Source organism: Lentzea sp. NBRC 102530 (assembly GCF_030269365.1).
GTDB lineage: Bacteria > Actinomycetota > Actinomycetes > Mycobacteriales > Pseudonocardiaceae > Lentzea.
This window is the reverse complement of the sequence record NZ_BSTF01000005.1, coordinates 507,107-527,151: the sequence shown is the minus strand read 5'-3', so window position 1 is coordinate 527,151 and position 20,045 is coordinate 507,107. Positions and strand designations below refer to the sequence as shown.

Here is a 20,045-nt window from a genome sequence, read left to right as displayed (position 1 = left end):
GCTCCAGAGGTGTTCGTTGACGGCGGCGAGTCCGAATGCTACACAACTCAGCATCACATCGCGCAATGGGAGTTGCAAAATATGCAACAACTGATGGAGATGGACCTCTCGGCCGTCGCGGACATCAGGTCGGAAACGATCAGCTGGCGCTTCAAGGGACTGCCGGCGAGCACGTTCGGGGCGACCCTCGGCGAGGTCGCCGACGGGCGGCTCGACCTGTTCGCCGACGAGTTCGTGGGGCCGCTCGTCGTGCTGGACGCGGACGCGCTCACGCACAACCTGACGACGATGGCGAAGTGGTGCGACAACCACGGCGTCAAGCTCGCGCCGCACGGCAAGACGACGATGGCGCCGCAGCTCTTCCAGCGGCAGGTCGAGCACGGCGTGTGGGCCATCACCGCGGCCAACGCGTCGCAGCTGCGCGTCTACCGGGCGTTCGGCGTCTCGCGGATCCTGCTGGCGAACCAGCTGCTCGACCCCGCCGCGTTGCGCTGGCTGGTCGGCGAGCTCGACGCCGACCCCGGCTTCGAGTTCAGCTGCTGGGCCGACTCCGAGACCGGCGTCGCGCTGATGACCGAGATCCTGCAGGAGCTCCAGCCGTCACGGCCGGTCGACGTGATCGTCGAACTCGGCGCTCCCGGCGGACGGACCGGCGCGCGTGATCTGGAGACCGCGCTGGCCGTCGCCCGTGCGGTGGACCAGAGCCCGGTGCTGCGCCTGGCCGGCGCCGGCGGCTACGAAGGCGCGCTGGCGCACGACGCGTCCGAGTCGTCGCAGGCCGTGGTGGACCGCTACCTGACCGACCTGCGCACGCTCACGTTGCGCCTCGCCGACGCCGGGCTGTTCGACGAGCTGGACACCGTGATCGTCACCGCGGGCGGCAGCGCCTACTTCGACCAGGTGGCGGCGACGCTGTCGCGGCCGTGGCCGATGGACGTGACGCCGGTGCTGCGCAGCGGCGCGTACATCACCCACGACGACGGCTTCTACCGCGGCATCTCGCCGTTCTCCCGGATCGACGGCGTGGAGCCGTTCCGGTCGGCGCTGCGGGCGTGGGCCCAGGTGACGTCCCGGCCGCAGCGCGACCTGGCGTTGCTGACGATCGGCAAGCGCGACGCGTCGTTCGACGAGGGCCTGCCGGAACCGCAGCTCGTCCGCCGCCGCGACGGCGCGATCGCCCCGTTGTCCCAGGCCGCGGTGACCGCGTTGAACGACCAGCACGCGTTCCTCCAGCTCGGGCCGGAGGCCGCGGTCCGGGTCGGCGACTGGGTGGGGCTGGGCCTCTCCCACCCCTGCACGGTGTTCGACAAGTGGCAGCTCATCCCGGTCGTCCAGGGCACGACCGTGGTCGACCTGATCCGCACCTACTTCTAGAAGGAGTGCACCGATGGACGACGTCGTCCTGCGCGGACCGCTGATCGCCGACGGCACCGGCGCGCCCGCCTATCGCGCGGACGTGGGGATCAAGGACGGCGTCATCACGTCGATCGGCGACTCGATCTCCGCGACGAGGTCGGTCGACGCGGACGGCCTGGTGCTCGCGCCGGGGTTCATCGACATGCACTCGCACTCGGACCTGCGGGTCCTCGCCGAGCCGGACCACCTGGCGAAGGTCTCGCAGGGCGTCACGACCGAGGTGCTCGGCCAGGACGGCCTGTCGTACGCGCCGGTGGACGACGAGGTGCTGGCGACGTTGCGCGGTCAGCTCGCGGGCTGGAACGACGACCCGCCGGGCTTCGACTGGAACTGGCGCTCGGTCGGCGAGTACCTCGACCGGCTCGACCAGGGCATCGCGGTGAACGCCGCGTACCTGGTGCCGCAGGGGACGTTGCGGATGCTCGTCGTCGGCTGGGACGACCGGACGCCGACCGAGTCCGAAATGGACAGGATGAGGTCCGTTCTGGCGCAATCGCTTGCGGAGGGCGCGGCGGGCATGTCGTCCGGCCTCACCTACACGCCGGGCATGTACGCGGACACGTCCGAGCTCGTGCAGCTGTGCGAGGTCGTCGGGCAGCACAACGGCTTCTACAGCCCGCACCACCGCAGCTACGGCGCGGGCGCGCTGGAGGCGTACGCCGAGATGGTGGACGTCTCGAAGCGTTCGGGCTGCGCACTGCACCTCGCCCACGCCACCATGAACTTCCCGGTGAACAAGGGCCGCGCGCCCGAGCTGCTGACGTTGCTGGACGAGGCGATCGCCGGCGGTGCCGACATCTCGCTCGACACCTACCCGTACCTGCCCGGCGCCACGTACCTGAGCGCTTTGCTGCCGTCGTGGGCGACGGAGGGCGGCCCGGAGCGCGCGCTGGCAAGGTTGTCCGATGTGGACACCCGGGAACGCATCCGCGCGGAGATCGAGGAGACCGGTTCGGACGGCTGCCACGGCGTGCCGATCGACTGGGACTCCATCGAGATCAACGGCGTCCGCAACGACCGCAACGCGCACCTCGTCGGCTCCAGCGTCCACGCCTCGGCCTCGAGGCTGGGACGCTCACCCGCCGAGCTGTACTTCGACGTGTTGGTCGACGAACGAATGGGTACGTCCTGCCTCATGCACGTGGGCCACGAGGAGAACGTGCAGGCGATCATGAAGCATCCGGCGCACACGGGCGGCAGCGACGGCCTGCTCGTGGGAGACCGGCCACACCCGCGCGCGTGGGGCACGTTCCCCCGCTACTTCGCGCGCTACGTCCGTGAACTGGGCGTGCTGAGCCTGGAGGAGTGCGTCGAGCACCTCACCGGCCGCGCGGCCAAGCGTTTGCGGCTCACCGACCGGGGTCTGGTCCGCGAGGGCTACGCGGCCGACCTGGTGCTGTTCGACCCCGCGACGATCGCCGACACGGCGACGTTCGACGAGCCGCGACAGCAGGCCGCCGGCATCCCGTACGTCTTCTGCAACGGGGTGACGGTGATCGACGACGGAACCGCCACCGGCTCATTGCCAGGCCATTCACTCAGGAGCCGCCCGTGATCGACTGGTTGCAACACTCAACAGGGGGCTTGCTCACCCTCGCGGTAGTCAGCATCGCGGTGCTGCTGCTACTGATCATCAAGTTCAAGGTAGAGCCGTTCATCGCCCTGATCGTCGTGGCGCTGCTGGTGGCGTTGCTGGCGGGCGTGCCGGTGGAGCAGCTGGTCGGGTCGGCGCAGAAGGCCTCGGACTCGTTGCTGGAGAAGGGCTTCGGCTCGATCCTCGGCCACATCGCCGCGATCATCGGCCTGGGTACGTTGCTCGGCGCGATCCTCGAGGCGTCCGGCGGCGCGCAGGTCCTGATGGACAAGCTGATGAACGCCTTCGGCGAGAAGAAGGCGCCGGTCGCGATCGGTCTCGCCGGCCTGATCTTCGGCGTGCCGGTCTTCTTCGACATCGGCATCTTCGTGTTGGCACCGCTGGTCTACGTGGCGGCGAAGCGGTCCGGCAAGTCGATCGTGCTGTTCGCCATGCCGTTGCTGGCGGGCCTTTCGGTCATGCACGCGTTCATGCCACCGCACCCGGGACCGGTGGCGGCGGCCGGTCTGCTGGGCGTGTCGCTCGGCTGGATCATCATCATGGGCCTGGCGGTCGCGCTCCCGTCGTGGTTCGTCGGCGGCGTCCTGTACTCGTACTGGATCGGCAAGCGCATCGACGTGCCGGTGCCGGAGGAGATGCTGGCCGCGGCCGAGGTCGCGCGGGCGGAGAACGGCGGCGACGACCGCGAACCGCCGTCCCTCGGCCTGGTGCTCGCGATCATCGGCCTGCCACTCGTGCTGATCCTCGCGGGCACGTTCGGCTCGATCCTGCTGACCAAGGGCTCCAAGCTGTACTCGATCGCCACGTTCTTCGGCACCCCCGCCGTGGCGTTGACGATCTCGGTGCTGCTGGCGTTCTGGCTGCTGGGTTTCCGGCGCGGCATGACCCGCGAGAAGGTGGCGGAACTGTCGAGCGCGTCCCTGAAGCCGGTGGCGATGATCCTGCTCGTGGTCGGTGCCGGCGGCTTCTTCGGCGCCGTGCTGGCCGCGACCGGCATCGGCAAGACGCTGGCGAACGAACTGTCGGGCATCGGCCTGCCGGTGATCGCCCTGGCGTACGTGATCAGCTGCGTCATCCGCATCGCACAGGGCTCGGCGACGGTCGCGATCGTGACGACCGCGGGCATCGTCGCCCCGGTGCTGGCGGACCTGAACTACTCGCAGCCGCAACTCGCCCTGGTCGTCATGGCCATCGCGTCCGGCTCGATCATCGCCTCGCACGTCAACGACGGCGGGTTCTGGATCGTGTCGCGGTACTTCGGGCTTTCGGTGAAGGAGACGCTGCAGTCCTGGACGGTCCTCGAGACCATCCTTTCGGTGGTCGGTTTCGCGGTCGCCGCGCTGCTCAGCCTGGTCGTCTAACCGGACACAACCAAACAATTTCCAACGCTTGACAACGCGAGTCCCGCGCTTGAGGATCGGCGCAATGTTCATTTGTGTTTGATGTGGACGGGGCCCGCATGAGCAACACGGAGGTCGTGCACCTGCACGACGACACCTCCAGCGTCGTCATCTCGGTCCAGGGCGCGAGCCTGCCGGTCGTGACGCACTGGGGGCGCACGCTCGGAGACGTCGACCAGGCAGCGTTGCGCGGCCTGGTCGACGCCGTTTCGTGGACCAACCCCAACAACGCGCCGGACGAGCCGATCCCGCTCGCGCTGCTGCCCGACGCCGGCGCCGGGTACCTGGGTCGTCCCGGGTTGCGCGGCCACCGCGCCGGTGAGCACTTCGCCCCCGCGCTCACCGTGACCTCGTACGGCCACGAGGGTTCGATCTTCCGGTACACCGCCGCGGACGCGGCCGCCGAGCTGACCGTGAGCGGCACGGTGGAGCTGTTGCCGTCCGGGATGGTCAGGGTCCGGCACGTCGTGCGCAACGACGGTTCGACGCCGTACTCGGTGGAGGGGCTGGAGACCGCGCTTCCCGTTCCGGCGCACGCCGCCGAGTTGCTCGACTTCACCGGGCGGTGGAGCCGCGAGCGGTCGCCGCAGCGGCAGGCGTTCCAGCACGGGTCGTGGGTGCGGGAGAACCGGCGTGGGCGGACCGGTCACGACGCGACCATCGGGTTGCTGGCGGGGACGCCGGGGTTCTCGTTCCGCGACGGCGAGGTGTGGGCGGTCCACGTGGCGTGGAGCGGCAACCACGTCACGTACGCGGAGAACCTGGTCGACGGCTCGCCCGTGCTGGGCGGTGGCGAGTTGTTGTTGCCGGGCGAGATCATCCTCGGCGCCGGGCAGGAGTACGAGTCGCCGTGGGTTTACGCGGCCTACTCGTCCGACGGCATCGACGGCATCAGCGCCGCGTTCCACCGGCAGATGCGGGAACGGTCGCTGCGGCCGCGGCCCGTCGTGCTGAACACGTGGGAGGCCGTGTACTTCGACCACGACCTCGCGCGGCTGACGTCGCTGGCCGACACCGCCGCCGCGATCGGCGTGGAGCGGTTCGTGCTGGACGACGGGTGGTTCCGGCACCGGCGCGACGACTCCGCCGGTCTCGGTGACTGGTTCGTCGACGAGACGGTGTGGCCGGAAGGGCTGTCGCCGTTGATCAAGCACGTGCGGGCGCTGGGCATGGAGTTCGGGCTGTGGTTCGAGCCCGAGATGATCAACACCGACTCCGACCTGTACCGCGCCCACCCCGACTGGGTGCTCGGGCCGCGGGCCGGGGTGTTGCCGCCGTCGTCACGCAACCAGCAGGTGCTCAACATCGCGCACCCCGAGGCGTACGCGTACATCCTCGAACGGGTTTCGGCTGTTCTGACCGACAACGACATCGCGTTCGTGAAGTGGGATCACAACCGGGACCTGATCGGGTCGCGGGTGCACGAGCAGACGGCCGCGTACTACCGGTTGCTGGACGAACTGCGGTTGCGGCACCCGCACGTGGAGATCGAGAGCTGCTCCTCCGGTGGCGGCCGGATCGACCTCGGTGTGCTTGCGCGCACGGATCGTGTGTGGACGTCGGACTGCAACGACGCGTTGGAACGTCAGTTGATCCAACGGTGGACGGGCGTGTTCCTGCCGTTGGAACTGATGGGTGCGCACGTCGGTCCGACGAAGTCACACACCACGGGCCGTGTGCACGACCTGTCGTTCCGGGTGGCCACGGCGATGTTCGGGCACTTCGGCATCGAGTGGGACATCAACTCGGCGACCGACGAGGAACGGGCCGGGCTGCAGGCCGCGATCGAGTACTACAAGGACGTGCGGTCGTTGCTGCACAGCGGTGTCGCCGTGCACTCGGACCACCCGGACCCCTCGGCGTGGGTGCACGGGGTCGTCGCGGCGGACGGGTCCGAGGCGTTGTTCGGCTACGCGCAGCTGACGACGACGGTGCAGAACAAGCCGCGCCGCGTCCGGTTGCCGGGGCTCGACCCCCGGCGCACGTACCGCGTCACGTTCGACGCCCCGGCCGGGTACCCCGCGTTGTGCCAGCGGCAGCCGGCGGACTGGACACCGCTGGAGCTGCCCGGTTCGGTGTTGGCGGAGGTCGGGATCCAACTGCCGGTGCTCGAACCCGAGCAGGCGGTTCTGCTGCGCCTCAAGTAGACGCGACGGAGGCCCCGGCGGCGTCGAGACCGCCGGGACCTCCGGTGGAGAGAAACCCCGGCGGCATCGAGACCGCCGGGGTCTCCCCCTTGAGATGAGCCCCGGCCGGAAAGGTTCCACCGAGGCTCTCCTCTCCCCTCTCACTGGCCGGCGCGAGATCCGTCGGCCTTGGTAGCCCACCACTTTCCGCCAACGCCCTGCCCGTTGGCTTCACCGCAGACCTTGTCCCCTGCGAACAGGTACTGCGGCCACCCCGCGATGGTGAGCTGCTTCTTCCCGTCCCGCTCGATCGTCCCCACGAGCGAGGCTTCCACGCCCTGCACCTGGAAGCCCTCGTCGACGAAGGCGGGCGGCCACTGCGCCGCGCACGCACCCGAGCAGTTGCTCGTGGGCGGGTCGGCGGAGTCGTCGTCGAACCGGTAGAGCGTCATGCCGTCGGAGTCGGTGACGACGACACCGAGGTCGCCGACGGTCGCGCTGGTGAGCGCGATCGCCTTGTTCTGCTGGGCCTTCTTGCCGTCGGTGGCGGTGGCGAACCACTTCGCGACCGTGACGCCCTTGGCCTCACCGGGCTTGGTGTCGTTCTTGAACGTGTACTGCGGCCAGTTCGCGACGGTCAGCTGCTTCTTGCCGTCCGCGCGGGTGATGGTGCCGAGCAGCTTCGAGTCGATGCCCTTCACGCGCGGCGTGTCGCCCTCGACGATCACCGGCGGCCAGGCTTCGGCGCAGCCACCGTCGCATGTGGACGCCGGCGGCTGGGCCGTGTCGCCGTCGAACCGGTAGAGCGTGAGGCCCGCGTTGTTGGTCAGCACCGCGCCGAGGCCCGTGACGACACCGGTCCGCGCCGTGAGCTGGGTGCGCTTGCCGTCCTTGGCGGTGGCGAACCACTTGCCCTGCAGGCCCTGCCCCTTGGTCTCGCCGGGTTTGGTGTCCTTGGCGAACCGGTACTGCGGCATGCCGTCGACGGTGAGCTGGCGGCTGCCGTCCTTGCGGACGAGGGAGCCGACCAGGTTCCGGTCGACGCCTTCGAGGCCGAAGTCCTCGTCCGCGACCGTGGCGGGGGGCCAGGTCGCGGCGCACTCACCGTCGCAAGTGGACACGTTCGGCTGGTCGCCGTCGAAGCGGTAGAGGGTGAAGCCCTGGTCGTCGGTGATGATCTCGCCGAGGTCCTGGATGCCGGCGGTCTTCAACGCCACCGCGCCCTGCTGCTGTTGCTGTGCCACCGGCTTCGTCTCCGGCGTGGCCGCGCAGGCGGTCAGTGCGAACAACCCCAGCGCGACGACCGCAACGGTCTTGCGGATCATCTTGAACCTCCTGGCTCGTGCCCTCCAACGCCACTCACACGCAGAGGCGGCCAGAACGGTTCAATCTTTTTTCTCAGAACATCGCGCGTTTGAGCGGGGGCACGGCCTGAGCAGCCCTGAGCACGGTCTTGAAGATCGTCCGCGCGACCGGGCCTCCGTCCGCGAACCGGCGTGCCGCCTGCAACGAATCGCGCACGGCCGCGAAGCCGTAGTCGTGCATCTCCTTCTCGTAGCGGGCGATCGCGTCACCACCCTCGGCGATGCAGCGCGCCAGGAGCCGGGCGTCCTTCAACGCGATGTTCGCCCCGATACCGCGCATGGGCGTCATCGCGTGGATGGCGTCGCCGAGCACCGTGACGTTCGTGGGCTGCCAACGGCCGATCGGCTTCGAGGACCGCAGCTTCCACTCGCTGATCGTCTCGTCCGGTGACGCCTCGACGATCCTTCGCAGGTCCGGGCTCCACTTCGTGATCCGGCGCAGCACCTCGGCTTTGAGGCCCTGTCCATCGTGGACGGTCAGGTCCGCCGCCGCGTAGGCCCACATCAGGTAGGGACGCACGTTGTCGAACAACAGGTCGGTCTCGTCCGTGACGCCCAGCCCGTCGTGCGCGGCCAGGAACATGCCGGCCCTGGTCGTGGGGACGACCGTGTGGGCCCGGTCGACGAGGTGGCGCGGCACCCAGTCGTGGTCGTCGAGGAACAGCTTGCCCGCGATCGCCGTGACGCCGATCTTCTCGGTGCCGGCGTGCGGGAGGTACTGCTGCCGCACCCGCGACCTGATGCCGTCCGCGCCGACCAGCAGATCGCAGGACTCGACGCCGCCGTCCTCGAAGTGCAGCTTGATGTCGTCGCCCGGCTCGTAGCGCTCGAACCGCCTGCCGAACTGCACGTCCAGCCCTTCGAGCAACACCTGCCGGAGCGTGATCCGGCTCGCCGAGTAGTGCTTCTCCTCCTCCGGGTCGAGCACGAGCAACGGCCGGAGCCGCTGGTCCAGGAACCCGAAGCCGTTGCCGCCCGACCCCGCGCTCCGCTCGAACCTCTCCCACCCCGCCGCGGGCAGGCACTCCCTCAACGCGGCGGCGCCGTCCGGGTTGATGTGCACCCGGTACCCCTGCAGGCGGTCCGTGCGCGACAGTTCGCGCTCGTACACCGCCACGTCCACGCCGGCCTTGCGCAACCCGTGCGCCAGGCACAGCCCGCCGATTCCCCCACCGATCACCGCGATTCGCATGCCCCCGAGTTTCAACCGCACGGTTGATTAAGTCAACCTCATGGTTGATAAAGCGGTCGGCTACCGTGTCGACGTGGATCAACGCCGCTCTCCCAGCGCCTCGGAACGCAAGCGCGACCCGGAACGCACGCGGGCCCTGCTCCTCGAAGCGGCCGCGGCGGAGTTCGGCGCGAAGGGCTACGCCGCGACGCGCACCACGGACATCGCGGCACGGGCGGGCGTCAACAAACAGCTGATCTCGTACTACTTCGGCGGCAAGGAAGGCCTGTACAAGGAGCTCGCGACGAGCTGGCACGGCTCGGCGGAGGAACTGGCGAGCCGCAGCCAGTCGCTGGACGAGGTCGTGTCCGGGTTCGTGATGACGACGCTCACCGACCACGGCCGCATGTGGGCGTGGGCGAATCTCGCCGGCGACAGCCCGCCCACCGACGAGGAGTTCTTCCAGCGCCAGGTCGAGGAGATGCGCAAGCGCCAGGAGGCGGGCGAGCTGCCCGCCGGGATGGAGCCCGCGTTCCTGCTGCTGGCTCTGATGGCGGCCGCGTCAGCGCCGTTGACGTTGCGGCAGAGCGCCGGTCAGATCACCGGCCAGGACCCCGCGACGCCCGAGTTCGCCGCGAAGTACGCGGAGCAGCTCGGAATTCTGGTGCGGCACCTGTCCGGCCGCTGACGGATCAGGACTCGCGACGGGCGGCGGCCTTCTCCTCGAGCACCTGTTTCAGGCCCTTGAAACCGCCGCGCATCATCATGTCGTGGTTGCCGCGGAAGAACGGCTTGGCGATCAGCACGAGGCGCCGCAGCAGCGCCTTGTTGACCACCACTTCCTGGTCGAACATCAGATCCGTGCCGCCGTCGCGGCCGGTGATCTCCCAGCTCGCGTAGCCCTCGAGATCGCCCGACAACGTCGCGCGCAACAGCCCTGCCTGCTGGTTCCTGATGCTGTGCTTCACCTGGACGACGAGGTGGAACGGCAGGAACGACCGGCAGTAGAGCACGCCGGACTCGTCGTCGATCTTCTCGGCCTTGCGGATCTCACGCCACCACAGCGGGTAGTTCGCGATGTCCGACAGGACCTCGTACACCAGGTCCGGAGGCGCGTCGACGTGCCACACGCTGCGGAAGCGATAGCGGTTGAGTGACACGGCCGCCATCATCCCGGATCCCTCGTCCGAGTGACAGGTCCTGGGCAAAAGTCACAGCAGACCGGGAATTCCTCACGGCGTGGCATATGGCTCTAGTGGGGCTCGAGTGCCCCACTAGGCCACACGAGTTCACTTGTCGACTAGATGAGGAAGCCGTTCCAGGGTCCGCACCCAGCTGACAGCCGCGACGCGACGGAGTGCCTGCTCCGACGAGTCGAGCGCCTCCACGAGGCTGAAGGGGTACACCACGGGCTCCCCGCGCGACGCCTGAAGGGCGCGCTCGCGGTGGGCCAGCGCATCGAGTGGAATCATCACCCTGCTGCCGACACCTCCTCGTTTTCGAGCACCTGCAGCAAGAACTGCCCCGTGTAGCTCTTCTCGACCTGCGAGACCTGCTCGGGCGTGCCCTCTGCTACGACCATACCTCCGCCAGAGCCACCTTCGGGACCCATGTCGACGATCCAGTCGGACGTCTTGATGACGTCGAGGTTGTGCTCGATGACGATGACGGAGTTCCCCTTGTCCACCAGGCCGTTGATGACGCCCAGCAGCTTGCGGATGTCCTCGAAGTGCAAGCCCGTGGTGGGCTCGTCGAGGATGTAGACCGTCTTGCCCGTCGAGCGCTTCTGCAGCTCCGACGCGAGCTTCACGCGCTGCGCCTCACCACCGGAGAGCGTCGGCGCGGGCTGGCCGAGGCGCACGTAGCCCAGACCGACCTCGACCAGCGTCTTCAGGTGGCGGTGGATGGCGTTGATGGGTTCGAAGAACGTCGCGGCCTCCTCGATCGGCATGTCGAGGATCTCGGAGATCGTCTTGCCCTTGTAGTGCACTTCCAGCGTCTCGCGGTTGTACCGCGCGCCCTTGCAGACCTCGCAGGGCACGTAGACGTCCGGCAGGAAGTTCATCTCGATCTTGATGGTGCCGTCGCCCGCGCACGCCTCGCAGCGGCCGCCCTTGACGTTGAAGGAGAAGCGGCCCGGCTGGTAGCCGCGGACCTTCGCCTCCGTGGTCGCCGCGAACAGCTTGCGGACGTGGTCGAACACGCCGGTGTACGTCGCCGGGTTGGACCGCGGGGTGCGGCCGATCGGCGACTGGTCGACCCGCACCAGCTTGTCGACCTCGTTGAGGCCGTTGATGCGGGTGTGGCGGCCCGGCACCTGGCGGGCGCCGTTGAGCTTGTTCGCGAGCACCGTCGCGAGGATGTCGTTGACCAGAGTCGACTTGCCCGAGCCGGACACGCCCGTGACCGAGGTGAGCGTGCCGAGCGGGAACGACACGTCGATGCCGCGCAGATTGTGCTCGCGCGCGCCGACGACGGTGAGCTGGCGCTTCTTGTCGATCTTGCGGCGCTTGGCGGGCATCGGGATCGACTTGCGGCCCGACAGGTACGCGCCGGTGATCGACTCCTTGTTGGTCAGCAGCTTCTTGTACGGGCCGCTGTGCACGACCTTGCCGCCGTGCTCGCCGGCGCCGGGGCCGATGTCGACCACCCAGTCCGACGTGCGGATCGTGTCCTCGTCGTGCTCGACGACGATCAGCGTGTTGCCGAGGTCGCGCAGCCTCGTCAGCGTCTCGATCAGGCGGTGGTTGTCGCGCTGGTGCAGGCCGATCGACGGCTCGTCCAGCACGTACAGCACGCCGACGAGACCCGAACCGATCTGCGTGGCGAGCCGGATGCGCTGCGCCTCACCGCCGGACAGGGTGCCGGAGGCGCGGTCGAGCGAGAGGTAGTCGAGGCCGACGTCGAGCAGGAAGTGCAGGCGGGCCTGGATCTCCTTGAGCACGGCGCCCGCGATCATCGACTCGCGCTTGCCGAGCTTGAGGCCGTCGAGGAAGTCCGAGCACTCCGAGACGCTCATCGCGCAGACCTCGGCGATGGACTTGTCGCCCTTGCGGCCGTGGTGCAGCGTGACGGCGAGGATCTCGGGCTTCAGGCGGGTGCCGGCACACGCGGGGCACGGGACCTCGCGCATGTAGCCCTCGTACTTCTCCCGCATGTACTCGGACTCGGTCTGCTCCTGGCGCCGTTCGAGGAACGGGATGACGCCCTCGTAGTTGGCGTAGTAGGAGCGCTCACGGCCGTAGCGGTTCTTGTAGCGGACGTGCACCTGCTCGTCGATGCCGTGCAGGATCGCCTTCTGCGCCTTGGCGGGCAGGTGCCGCCACTGCGTGTCCATGCGGTAGCCGATGGTCTCGCCGAGCGACTGGAGCAGCCGCTGGAAGTACTCGGCCGTCTGCCCGCCGGCCCACGGCGCGATGGCGCCCTCTTCGAGGCTCAGCTCGTCGTCGGTGACCACGAGCTCCGGGTCGACCTCCTTGCGCACGCCGATGCCCGTGCAGACCACGCACGCGCCGTACGGCGAGTTGAAGGAGAACGACCGCGGTTCCAGGTCCTCGATCGCGAGGGGGTGGCCGTTGGGGCACGCGAGGTTCTCGGAGAAGCCCCTGATGCGCTTCGGGTCGGTCTCCGGCAGGTCGACGAACTCGAGCTCGACCAGGCCGTCCGCGAGCCGCAGCGCCGTCTCGACCGAGTCGGTGAGGCGCTGCTTCTGCGCGGCCTTGACGCTCAGGCGGTCGATGACGACCGCGATGTGGTGCTTCTCCTGCTTCTTGAGCTTGGGCACCTCGGCGAGCGTGTAGACGACGCCGTCGACCTTCGCGCGCGAGTAGCCCTGCGTCTGCAGGTTCTGGAACAGGTCGAGGTACTCGCCCTTGCGGCCGCGGATGACCGGCGCGAGCACCTGGAACTTGGTGCCCTGCTCCATCGCGAGCACCTGGTCGACGATCTCCTGCGGCGTCTGCTTGCCGATCGCCTCGCCGCACTGCGGGCAGTGCGGCTTGCCGGCGCGGGCGTAGAGCAGGCGCAGGTAGTCGTAGACCTCGGTGATGGTGCCGACGGTCGAGCGGGGGTTGCGGCTCGTCGACTTCTGGTCGATCGAGACAGCAGGTGAGAGGCCTTCGATGAAGTCGACGTCGGGCTTGTCCATCTGCCCGAGGAACTGGCGCGCGTACGCGGAGAGCGACTCGACGTAGCGCCGCTGGCCCTCGGCGAAGATGGTGTCGAAAGCCAGGCTCGACTTGCCGGAGCCGGACAGCCCCGTGAAGACGATCAGGCTGTCCCTCGGCAGGTCGAGATCTACGCCGCGCAGGTTGTGCTCGCGGGCGCCGCGAACAACAAGACGGTCTGCCACTGGGGTCCCTTCGGCTGCGATTGGCGGGTCACTCACGCCACACTCTTCCGAACAAGCGTTCGAAGAGTACTAGCATCGGATTGGAGGCTGCGACCGACCCGCCGACCATGCTAGGTCGCACCCCCGACAAAAACGGTTCGGACCGCTATCGCATTCCCCTGAGCTGGGATTACCCATAGGCTGGTCACTTCGATCAGAAGCCTCAACGTCGGGGAGAGGCAGCACATGACCTACACGCCGTCCACTGAGCAGACGTCCGTACCCGCCCCGCGAGGTGTGCCCGACCGGCACATCACGGCGGTGCGCGAGGCGACGGACGTGCTCTACGAGGTCGTCGAGGAGCTGGACGAGGCCGCCGTGCGCGGTGCCTCTCTGCTCCCCGGCTGGACCCGCGGACACGTCATCACGCACCTGGCGCGCAACGCGGACGCGCTGGTGAACCTGCTCACCTGGGCGCGCACCGGGGTCGAGCACCAGGCTTACGCCTCGCGGGCGGATCGCGACGCGGACATCGAGGAGGGCTCGCACCGTCTGCTGCAGGTGATCAAGGCCGACCTCGACTCCGCGTGCCAGCGGTTCGACGTCGCGTGCCGCGAGTTCCCGCAGCACGCGTGGCGTTCGGAGGTCACCGCGCCCAAGGGCCAGTCGATCCTCGCGTCCACCGTGCCGCTGTTCCGGCTGCGGGAGATCTGGATCCACCTCATCGACCTGAACGCGGGCGTCGGGTTCGACGACCTGCCCGCGGCGTTCGTGGAGGAGTTCCTCGACGACGCCGTCCGGCAGTTCGAGGGCAGGGTCGACCCGTTCGAGATCGAGGTGACCCTGCCCGACGGCACTCAGCGCAGGTGGGCCGTGAACGGTCCGGCGAGCCGCAAGTCGGTGAGCGGGTCCGCGAGCGCCGTGCTGGCGTGGCTGACGGGGCGTTCCGACGGCGCGGGCCTGCGCGGTGAACTGCCGGAACTGCCCGACTGGATCTGAGTGAGCAGCTGGTAGGCGGGCTTCTCGACGAACTTCGTCATCGCCCAGCCCAGCACGAACGCCGAGGTGAGGAAGCCCGCGAGGAGCCACCAGGACCGCAGCCCAACGGCGTGCATGCGGTCCATCACCACGGTGCCGATCTGCTGGTGCACGAGGTAGACGCCGTACGAGATGCCCGCGAGCCACGTGATCGGCCGTGCGATCGGGCTGAAGAACACCCAATCGGGTCCAGCGGCCGCCGCGCACACCATGAGCAGCAGCACGGCGAAGCCGAGCGTCGATCCGTACTCGGTCGTGTGAACCGCCTGCGCGATCAGGGTGGCGACGAGGAGCGCGGCCAGGTGCGGGGTCTTCAGCCGGTCCTTGTGCCACAGCCAGATGGCGATGCCGGCCGCGAACAACTGGGCCCTGTGCAGCGCGAACCCGTTGTAGACGACGAACAACGTGTGTGAGTGGTCCAGCAACGGCCGGAGCAGCAGCGGCGTGACGATGAGCGCCCACAGGAAGACACGGAGCTTCGTGCCTCTTAGGAACTTCACCAGCACCGCTCCCGCGATGAACGCCGCGATCTGCACGGGCACGGTCCAGTAGGCGAAGTCGACGATGTTGACGTCCGGCATCCACTGGTTGATCAGCAGCAGGTTGTAGACGACGTCCCTGCCGTCGAGCTGGCTCCACCCCTCCGGCGCGATCCACCTCTGCACCGCGTAGGTGAGCAGCACCGCCGCCATGTACGCGGGCAGCAGTCTGGCGAGTCTTCTCCACAGGAACTGCCCCGGCTTGCCGCTGTCGAGCGACGCGCAGGCGAAGAAAGCGGAGACGACCATCAGCGTGCTGGCGCCCATCGACATCGGGAACGTGAACGGCAGCGGCCCGAGGTCGGGGTGGCTGCTGACGCTCGTGAGCGTGGCGTGGTGGAGCAACACGCACCCGATGGCGACGACGCGGAGGACGTCCCAGCTGACCCTGCGGGCCTTCTGGGGCTTCTGTCGTTGCGCTGGAATCACGAGAGGCGGGGACCTGTTCGTTGGTGCTTTCGGGGTAAGCGGCGACTAGGTGTTGACCTTTACTTACCCTATGAGTGCAACCTGTATGCAACCTGAAGGTGTGCGCTGCACCGCTTCGAGCGACTACCGTCTGCCACCGTGGACGTACTCGAGAACTACACCGGTCACGTCGATCCAGACGGCCCCGCGGCCGTCAGGACCCTCGACGCGCTGACCATCACGAAGATCTCCGTCGGTCCGATGGACAACAACGCCTACCTGCTGGTTTGCCGGTCCACGAACGAAGCGTTGTTGATCGACGCGGCCAACGACCACGAGCGCCTCTCCGACCTGCTGGGCCACCTCCCGGCCCGCCCGAGGCTGCGCACGATCGTGACCACCCACCAGCACGCCGATCACTGGCAGGCACTGGACGCCCTGGCCGGAGCCCACGGCGCGACCACCGTCGCCCACGAACTGGACGCGGCGGTCCTCCCGGTCCCGCCGGACGTCCTCGTGGACCACGGCGACACCATCAACGTGGGAGAAGTCCCGCTTTCGATCATCCACCTGCGCGGCCACACGCCGGGCTCGATCGCCGTCGTCTACGACGACCCGACCGGCCACCCGCACCTCTTCACCGGAGATTCACTCTTTCCGGGGGGTGTGGGAAAGACCACGTCGCCGGACAACTTCGCGTCACTGATCAACGACGTGGAGGACCGGCTCTTCGCCGTGCTGCCGGACTCGACCTGGTTCTACCCGGGCCACGGCGACGACTCGACGCTGGGCGAGCAGCGCCCGTCCCTCGCGGAGTGGCGCGCCCGCGGCTGGTGAGCTCCACGAGCGGGTGAGCTCGTCACCACGGGCTCACCCGCGGGTCGCAATCAGACTTCGATGATCGTGACCATGTCATCGAGCCCTTTGAAGTCATCGGCATTTCGCGTGTAGAGCGGCATTCCTCGCGATGACGCGACGGCGGCGATCATCAAGTCCATCCGCCGGGGTTTCGGATTTCGGTTCGCCGCCATCGTCAGCGCGACCAGCGTGCCGTACCTGGCGGCCGCCTGAGCATCGAAGGGCAGAGGTTCGAAGTCGACGATCGCCGCGCCGAGCTTCTCGGTGCGAGCAGCCCTGGATGCGGCGTCCTCGGCCATCGCCACCCCTTGATGCAACTCCGCCATCGTGACCGCGGTGAGCTCAGGTATCTCCGGCAGGGCATTCGGGTCCAGCAACCCGAGGTCGATGTAGGCGCACGTGTCGAGCACTCCGGACTCAGGCCGCTCAGCCACGGTTGCGCTCCCATGGGTCGAAGTCGCCCACGCGGTCCTCGTCACCGAAGAACTCGTCGGCTTCCTGACGCATGCGGGCGTGATCCACCTGAGGCAGCTTCCTGTGCCGTTCGACCAATTCCTCGGCTGTCAGCCGACGACGACGAGGCAAGGGCCGGAGTTCGGCGATTTCCACGCCGTTGCGCGTCACGTGGTACGTCTCGCCCGCCTCCACCGCGTCCATGACCGCGGCGGAGTGGTTGCGGAACTCCCGCTGACTGATGACCTTCACGCGACAAGCGTAGCCCCGCGTAGCACATGGGGCTACACCAGGCTGCACGTGTTCACCACTCGCGGGATTCACTCTTTTCGGGGGTGCAGGAAAGACCACGTCGGCGGACAACTTCGCGTCACTGATCAACGACGTGGAGGACCGGCTCTTCGCCGTGCTGCCGGACTCGACCTGGCTCTACCCGGGCCACGGCGACGACTCGACGCTGGGCGAGCAGCGCCCGTCCCTCGCGGAGTGGCGCGCCCGCGGCTGGTGATCCGTCAGGCCTGACGGATCACTCGTTGCAGCTCCTGCACGAAGTCCTGCGGCAGTTCCTCCGGAGGCGAGATGGTGAGTCTCGCCTCGACGGCCAAGGCGTTGCCGGTCAGCACGACGTCGGCGTAACACGTGATCCCGGCGTTCTGCAGCGGTCGCACGACCGGCAACAACTTGGCGGAGGTCGGCTTCGTCAGCTCGCCGATCTCCTGGCCGTCGAGGTGCACGACGACGATTTCGGTCCTCGTGCGCGGTCCGACGCGTTCCACGACGCTCAGGCCGGCGGTGACGAGCACTTTCGTCTGCGGCTGGAACCGTTCCATGAAGGGCCCGAGCACGTCCATGTGCTCGTTTTCGCGGCTCAACTGGTAATTGCGCCCAGGCGGAACGATCAGGTGGGGTGAGCCGCTGTCCACTTCGTTGACCGGAAACAGCAGTGCCGGATCGGCGAGGTCGAGCGACACGCTCGCCATGAAATCGCCGCCGCGCCGCCACCACAGCCGGGCACGGCATTCGCCGACCTTTCCGGACCGTTCCAGCATCGTCAGCACAGGCGCGTATTCGGCGGCCACCTCGCGCGGCAGATAGCCGACCGGGTTCTCGTCGATCAGCACCAGGACCGCGTTGCGGTCGTGCCGGTTCGACGGTTCGCGCCGGAGCCTGGCCGTCATCTCCTTCTCACCGGTCGAGCCCTTGCCGGCCAGGCCGCGCAACTCCTCGAAGTAGTGCGACTCACCGACCACCTCCTGGCCGCAGTGACCGGAACCGCGCAGCAGGACCGGCTGTTCCCGGGAAGACCGGACCGCGGCGGCACGAGGCCGTTCCGGTCGTTCCCGCCGCATCTGAACTGGTTGGGGAGCCTTCGCCGTTCCCGCGCAGAGCGAGAGCAGTCCGCCGTGCAACCGCTCGAAGTCCGCCTGCTGCCTGCGGGTGAAGTGCAGCTGGCACGGACGTCCCTCGCGAACGACGAGATCCAGCCGCCCGTTGCGGAACAGGCCCGCTTTGGACAGCGAGACCGAAACCAGGTCCGCGCCTCTCAGCACGAGCCTGTTCGTACCCAGCGAGACCTTTCCCAGCGCATTGCTGGGCGTGACCACGAGCAGGCTGCCGTCGAATTCGACAGAAATGCCGAGACCGTCCACCGATCGCTCCTGCGGATTCCGGGGCGCTCGGTGGCGCCTGTTCACCCGCGTAGTCGCTCCGGCGGCGGAATTCCGTTACAGGCCGTCTCAGAACCATCCGGAAGGGGCGATGACAAACCCGCGAACTTCTTTTCCACTCGGCCTGGAAACAGGCGCGTCAGGCGTCCAGCAGGTCCAGGTAGCCGGTGGTCGTGCGCCACAGCGCGTCCGCGTGCGGGGTGAGCTTGCCGGGGCTCCAGCGGCGGTCGGTGTACTCCTGGTTCGCCCGCCGCAGTGCCTTCAGGCTCACCGCGAGCTCGTCGGCGACGCGTTGCTCGAGCTCGGCCGGCTCCGGCGCGGCCTGGCGCACGAGTTCGGCCGTGCCGTCGTTGACGGCCACGAGCGTTTCCTCGTTGATGCCGTCGGCCGCGCTCCACACGAGGGCCGGGCGTTCGATGCGGTGGTTCCACACCGGTGCGTCCTTGGAGCGCCAGCGGGCCTCGAACGGGTTGCGCGAGAGTCTGGTGGAGTTGGCCCAGTGTTCGGCGCCCACCGGTTCGGTCAGCCACGGCACCTCGTCCACCGGCAGGTCGGTGACCAGGGCCACCTCGATGACGTCGAGGTCCTTCGGCACGTCGAGGAGGTCGCCGAAGACCCACAGCTCGACCACCTGGAACCGGAAGAAGCCGGCGGGCTGTTCGCCGCACTTCTCGGCGAGCTCGGTCAGGTGGTGCACTGCGCGGGACCATTTCACGAGGTGGATCATGCCTGACCGGGTGGCGGAGGCGTTGGCGCGGCTCGATGCCGTCGAGCCGGTGCTGTGTGCGTTCCACGAGGTGTATCGCGCGCGCTCGCCTGAACTGGACCCCTCGTTGCCGTTCGCGGGTATGCCGATTGCGGTGAAACGGGGCGAACGGCGAAGCCATCGTGACGCGTTGACGGCCATGGGGTGTGTGCCGATCGGACTGACCACCACGCCCGATGGCAGCACTCCCTGGCAGACGTGGGGACGCAATTCTCGTGGTCTCACACGGAACCCGTGGAACCTCGACCGCACGCCGGGTGGTTCGTCCGCGGGGTCGGCGGTGGCGGTGGCAGCGGGGGTGGTGCCGTTGGCGACTGGTGTGGACGGTGCCGGTTCGATCCGCATACCCGCGGCGTGGTGTGGGGTGTTCGGGTTGAAGACGACGTCGACCGAGCGTGCGGCGGTTGGCGTCTTCGCGCGCGATCCCGACCTGATCGCGACCTATCTCGGTGTCACCGAGACGACCACTCCCACCGCGGTGTGGTCCACCGATCTCGGGTTCGCCGACGTGGACGACGAGCAGGCGGCGATCGCCTGGAGTGCGGCGGCTCCCCTGCGGCCGCGGCCGGTGCGGCTCGCGCTGCGCGACCCCGCTGCCGACTGGTCCGCTGGGCGGTGCGGGCCGAACCCCGCGCTGGACGCGTTGTTCGAGACCGCCGACGTGCTGCTCACGCCCACCACGCCTGGGCCTCCGCACGGTCACGACGGGCCCGGGGAACGCATCAACACCGCGTTGACCTGGGCGTTCAACCTCAGTGGACATCCGGCGATCAGCGTTCCCGCCGGGTTTGACGCCGACGGCCTGCCGATCGGGTTGCAGGCCGTGGCGCGGCACGGGCGGGAAGTTGACCTGGTTGCGGTCGCGCGATCAGTCGGCAAGGTCGAGATGCCACCCGATCGTGTGTTTTGAGCCCA

At 68.4% G+C, this 20,045-nt stretch carries 17 protein-coding genes and 2 pseudogenes; 9 read left to right on the top strand and 10 right to left on the bottom strand.

Annotated elements, in window-relative coordinates; translation table 11 throughout:
* Positions 1-93: 93 nt before the first annotated feature.
* From QSK25_RS16865 to QSK25_RS16850, 4 genes are all read left to right on the top strand, one after another.
* Positions 94-1,374, top strand: a complete 1,281-nt coding sequence (locus tag QSK25_RS16865; RefSeq protein ID WP_502881856.1) for an amino acid deaminase — start codon at positions 94-96, stop codon at positions 1,372-1,374.
* A gap of 13 nt (positions 1,375-1,387) precedes the next feature.
* A complete protein-coding gene (locus QSK25_RS16860; protein WP_285639310.1) occupies positions 1,388-2,971 on the top strand; it encodes an N-acyl-D-amino-acid deacylase family protein in 1,584 nt (527 codons plus the stop codon).
* Positions 2,968-4,371, top strand: a complete 1,404-nt coding sequence (locus tag QSK25_RS16855) for a GntP family permease (RefSeq protein WP_285639309.1) — start codon at positions 2,968-2,970, stop codon at positions 4,369-4,371. The genes QSK25_RS16860 and QSK25_RS16855 overlap by 4 nt, the downstream gene beginning before the upstream one ends.
* Before the next feature lie 98 nt (positions 4,372-4,469).
* Positions 4,470-6,557: an alpha-galactosidase gene (locus QSK25_RS16850; protein WP_285639307.1), complete on the top strand. Its 2,088-nt coding sequence runs from the start codon at positions 4,470-4,472 to the stop codon at positions 6,555-6,557.
* Between the two features lie 140 nt (positions 6,558-6,697).
* On the opposite strand, the gene QSK25_RS16845 is transcribed toward QSK25_RS16850, so the two are convergent.
* Both QSK25_RS16845 and QSK25_RS16840 read right to left on the bottom strand, forming a co-directional pair.
* A complete protein-coding gene (locus QSK25_RS16845; protein ID WP_285639306.1) occupies positions 6,698-7,861 on the bottom strand; it encodes a hypothetical protein in 1,164 nt (387 codons plus the stop codon).
* Between the two features lie 73 nt (positions 7,862-7,934).
* The gene (locus QSK25_RS16840) at positions 7,935-9,092 is read right to left on the bottom strand and encodes an FAD-dependent oxidoreductase (RefSeq protein WP_285639305.1); all 1,158 of its coding nucleotides are present in this window, start codon (positions 9,090-9,092) and stop codon (positions 7,935-7,937) included.
* A 73-nt stretch (positions 9,093-9,165) separates the two neighbouring features.
* Between QSK25_RS16840 and QSK25_RS16835 the strand changes: the two genes are divergently transcribed.
* Positions 9,166-9,759: a TetR/AcrR family transcriptional regulator gene (locus QSK25_RS16835; protein ID WP_285639304.1), complete on the top strand. Its 594-nt coding sequence runs from the start codon at positions 9,166-9,168 to the stop codon at positions 9,757-9,759.
* A gap of 4 nt (positions 9,760-9,763) precedes the next feature.
* Here QSK25_RS16835 and QSK25_RS16830 read toward each other — a convergent pair whose 3' ends face one another.
* From QSK25_RS16830 to uvrA, 3 genes are all read right to left on the bottom strand, one after another.
* Positions 9,764-10,231, bottom strand: a complete 468-nt coding sequence (locus QSK25_RS16830) for an SRPBCC family protein (protein ID WP_285639303.1) — start codon at positions 10,229-10,231, stop codon at positions 9,764-9,766.
* A 129-nt stretch (positions 10,232-10,360) separates the two neighbouring features.
* A complete protein-coding gene (locus QSK25_RS16825; protein WP_285639302.1) occupies positions 10,361-10,543 on the bottom strand; it encodes a hypothetical protein in 183 nt (60 codons plus the stop codon).
* A complete protein-coding gene (gene uvrA / locus QSK25_RS16820; protein ID WP_285639301.1) occupies positions 10,543-13,422 on the bottom strand; it encodes an excinuclease ABC subunit UvrA in 2,880 nt (959 codons plus the stop codon). The genes QSK25_RS16825 and uvrA overlap by 1 nt, the downstream gene beginning before the upstream one ends.
* A gap of 225 nt (positions 13,423-13,647) precedes the next feature.
* Between uvrA and QSK25_RS16815 the strand changes: the two genes are divergently transcribed.
* Positions 13,648-14,400 carry a maleylpyruvate isomerase family mycothiol-dependent enzyme gene (locus QSK25_RS16815; RefSeq protein WP_285639300.1) on the top strand — a complete coding sequence of 251 codons (753 nt, stop codon included), beginning with the start codon at positions 13,648-13,650 and terminating at the stop codon, positions 14,398-14,400.
* 47 nt (positions 14,401-14,447) lie between these two features.
* Here QSK25_RS16815 and QSK25_RS16810 read toward each other — a convergent pair.
* Positions 14,448-15,407: pseudogene (locus tag QSK25_RS16810) on the bottom strand (acyltransferase family protein); the annotation flags it as partial.
* 138 nt (positions 15,408-15,545) lie between these two features.
* Between QSK25_RS16810 and QSK25_RS16805 the strand changes: the two are divergent.
* Positions 15,546-16,223 (top strand): MBL fold metallo-hydrolase, encoded by a 678-nt coding sequence (locus tag QSK25_RS16805; RefSeq protein ID WP_285639299.1) that lies wholly within the window; start codon positions 15,546-15,548, stop codon positions 16,221-16,223.
* A gap of 50 nt (positions 16,224-16,273) precedes the next feature.
* Here the strand turns inward: QSK25_RS16805 and QSK25_RS16800 are convergent, their stop codons facing one another.
* Positions 16,274-16,654 (bottom strand): type II toxin-antitoxin system VapC family toxin, encoded by a 381-nt coding sequence (locus tag QSK25_RS16800; protein ID WP_285639298.1) that lies wholly within the window; start codon positions 16,652-16,654, stop codon positions 16,274-16,276.
* 16 nt (positions 16,655-16,670) lie between these two features.
* Positions 16,671-16,949, bottom strand: coding sequence for a type II toxin-antitoxin system Phd/YefM family antitoxin (locus QSK25_RS16795; protein WP_285639296.1), 279 nt, complete (start codon positions 16,947-16,949; stop codon positions 16,671-16,673).
* Between the two features lie 64 nt (positions 16,950-17,013).
* Between QSK25_RS16795 and QSK25_RS16790 the strand changes: the two are divergent.
* Positions 17,014-17,205: pseudogene (locus QSK25_RS16790) on the top strand (MBL fold metallo-hydrolase); the annotation flags it as partial.
* 4 nt (positions 17,206-17,209) lie between these two features.
* Here QSK25_RS16790 and QSK25_RS16785 read toward each other — a convergent pair.
* Positions 17,210-18,346, bottom strand: a complete 1,137-nt coding sequence (locus tag QSK25_RS16785) for an HIRAN domain-containing protein (RefSeq protein WP_285639295.1) — start codon at positions 18,344-18,346, stop codon at positions 17,210-17,212.
* A gap of 157 nt (positions 18,347-18,503) precedes the next feature.
* Positions 18,504-19,079 carry a DUF7711 family protein gene (locus QSK25_RS16780; RefSeq protein ID WP_285639294.1) on the bottom strand — a complete coding sequence of 192 codons (576 nt, stop codon included), beginning with the start codon at positions 19,077-19,079 and terminating at the stop codon, positions 18,504-18,506.
* A 10-nt stretch (positions 19,080-19,089) separates the two neighbouring features.
* On the opposite strand from QSK25_RS16780, the gene QSK25_RS45585 reads away from it, so the two are divergent.
* Positions 19,090-20,040, top strand: coding sequence for an amidase family protein (locus tag QSK25_RS45585; RefSeq protein ID WP_502881855.1), 951 nt, complete (start codon positions 19,090-19,092; stop codon positions 20,038-20,040).
* Positions 20,041-20,045: the final 5 nt, after the last annotated feature.